Here is a 2,508-nt window from a genome sequence, read left to right on the forward strand (position 1 = left end):
GTAAGCGGTCAATAAACCACGCCCTTGCCCGCGGCGCCGGAATCGATGCGCGCGCAGAGGTCTACGGCTCGACGAGTTCGATGTTCCAGGGAAGCAGCGCCTCGTAGTCGTCGACGGTCTGCGCCAGCGGCAGCTTCTTGAACAGCGCGACGAGGTACCGGTAGGGCTCGATGTTGTTGGCCTTGGCCGTTTCGATCAACGAGTAGAGGTTGGCGCTCGCGTTGGCACCGCCCACGGTGTCGGCGAACAACCAGCTTCGTCTTCCGACGACGAAGGGCCGGATCGCGTTCTCCACCGGGTTGGAGTCCAGCGGCCAGGAGCCGTTGTCCAGGAACCGCACGAGCTTGGGCCACTGCCCGTGCAAGTAGTGCAGCGCTTCGCCCAGCAGGCTTGACGGCGCCACGCTGTGCAGGTGCGTGAGCAGCAGCCGCTCGATCTCGCGCACGACCGCGGCGCTGTAGCGCGCACGCAGCCGCAGCCGACGCGCAGGCGCCCAAGCCTTGGCCAGCGCCTCTGCACGGTACAGCTTGCCAATCAGCCGCACGAACCGGGTCGCGATCTGATCCGGTGAGCGAACTGCCTTCGGGGTGGCCTCCTCGGCCTTGATGAACGGCCGACGCGCGTGGACCCAGCACCCGAGATGCGTGAGACCGCCGGCCTTCGCGATGCCGTTGTAGACCTCGTAGCCGTCGCTCATGAGCGTGGTGCCTGGGCGGATGCCGGCATACAGCTTGTCGGCGTGCACAGTGCCACGTCCCGGCGCATAGGCGAACAGCCGTACCGGTGGACCGGTGCCATTCATCTGCGCCCACATGTAGCTCTTGGTCTGGGCTTTCCTTCCGGGCTCCTTGAGGACCTGGACCGTGGTCTCGTCACCGTAGATCAAGTCGCTGTCCAGCAAGTGGTCGCGCAGCAGGTTGATGACGGGCTGCACGGCCCGGCCGATGCGCACGATGCCGGAAGCCAGCGTATTGCTCGCGATGTCGCCACCGAAGCGGCGCAGCAGCGCGGCCGTGCGGTACAGCGGCATGCCGAACTGGTACTTGCCGGTGATGACCCAGGCCTGGGCCTGCTCGGTGAGGAGGCCTCGCGGAATGATGCGCGCCGGCGCCGGTGCAACCTTCAGACTCTGATCGCAGCAGGGGCAGGCGTACTTGACGCGGTGGTGCTGCAGCACGCGCACCTGCTCGGGGATGACGTCCATCTGCTCGCTGACCTCGGCGCCGATCTCCACCAGCGCGTGCCCGTCATGCGCGCACACGCGCTCGGCCTCGGGCAGCTCGTGGCGCACGATCTCGCGCGGCAGCGCGGGGTCCAGCGGCTTGCGTCCACGCTTCTTGCGTTGATGCCCTGCGACCGGTGTCGACTCCTCTTCGTCGGTCTCGGCGGGCGGCGTCTGATCGGTAGGCGCGAGTGCCTCGGCCTCGTTCAGGAACAGGTCCTTCTGATCGGTGCCGCGGGCTTCGCTCTTGGCAGCGAACAACTGGCGCTGCAACGACCTCAATCGCTCCAGGGCGAGGTCCCGCTCGGTGGTCGCGACTCGAAGCGCGCCGGCCAACGCATCGCGCTCGGCAATGAGCGCGGCGAGTTCTTCAGCGGTGATGGAGGCAGGCGACGACACGCCAGCTTGGATCGGCATGCCCCATCATTGTTCCTTCAGGCGACGCTGGAATAGCGCAGACGGGAGTGGCGTTGCACCACCGCGATGTCGATGCCCTCCAGCAACCAGTGCAGCTGCTCGGCCGTCAGCGTGGGAACCGCCTCGGACGAGGGCCAGATGAACCGGTCCTTCTCCAAGCGCTTGAGCAGCAGCCAGAAGCCGTTGCGCTCCCAACCCAGGATCTTCACCCGGTCGCGTCGGCGGTTGCTGAACACGTACGCGCACGAGGCGAACGGGTCCAGACCCAGTGCCTGCTCTACCAGCACGGCCAAGCCGTTGATGCTCAGCCGGAAGTCCACGGGCGTGCGGTGCAGGTAGACCTTCAGCCCTTCGTCGAGACGGAACACCGCAACCTCCCAAGCGCCTCGATCACTTCGCCGACGTGGCGCAGCTCTATGCCACGAAGTTCGAGCGCCACGCCATTGGGCAAGCGCGCCTGCATGTCCATCACGGCGACCGTGTCGTCGCCCGAACGAGCCTTCACCGGCGACGCTGGCTGCTGCATTGCGACAGCCACAAACGCAGGCGCTGGCACCACGTCGGTGGCCTTGCGCGCACGCCCGCCGAAGCCATGCTCGCGAAGCCAGCGGCTGACCTGGTTGGCGTTGACGCCGCACTCGCGCGCCAGACGCGACACCGAGGCGCCCGGCTGTCGGCACAGTGCCACCAGCTGCGACTTCGCCGCCTCGTCGTACACGCTGCGTCCGTCGCTCTTGTGTCCCACCACCAGCCGGCGTTTGAGGTCTTCCAAATCGTCTGTCATTTACGTTCCCACGTTGCTCTATGTGGGAACGTAGGCTGTCAGGTCATAGCCTGCGGCTCAAGGACGTGGTTCGTTGACCGCATAC

3 protein-coding genes are annotated in these 2,508 nt (G+C 66.5%); all 3 read right to left on the reverse strand.

Features of this window, described 5'->3' with window-relative positions; all coding sequences use genetic code 11:
* Nucleotides 1–61: 61 nt before the first annotated feature.
* Genes tnpC through tnpA form a run of 3 tightly spaced genes read right to left on the reverse strand, consistent with a single transcriptional unit; the run spans nt 62 to nt 2,423 of the window.
* Nucleotides 62–1,639, reverse strand: a complete 1,578-nt coding sequence (gene tnpC / locus AC3A6J_RS27945; protein ID WP_487863262.1) for an IS66 family transposase — start codon at nt 1,637–1,639, stop codon at nt 62–64.
* 17 nt (nt 1,640–1,656) lie between these two features.
* Complete coding sequence (gene tnpB / locus AC3A6J_RS27950; RefSeq protein WP_487863263.1) at nt 1,657–2,007, reverse strand: IS66 family insertion sequence element accessory protein TnpB; 351 nt, start codon at nt 2,005–2,007, stop codon at nt 1,657–1,659.
* Nucleotides 1,983–2,423, reverse strand: coding sequence for an IS66-like element accessory protein TnpA (tnpA, locus tag AC3A6J_RS27955; RefSeq protein ID WP_487863264.1), 441 nt, complete (start codon nt 2,421–2,423; stop codon nt 1,983–1,985). The genes tnpB and tnpA overlap by 25 nt, the downstream gene beginning before the upstream one ends.
* Between the last annotated feature and the right edge of the window lie 85 nt (nt 2,424–2,508).

It is taken from the genome of Variovorax sp. Soil_C_39, assembly GCF_057656815.1.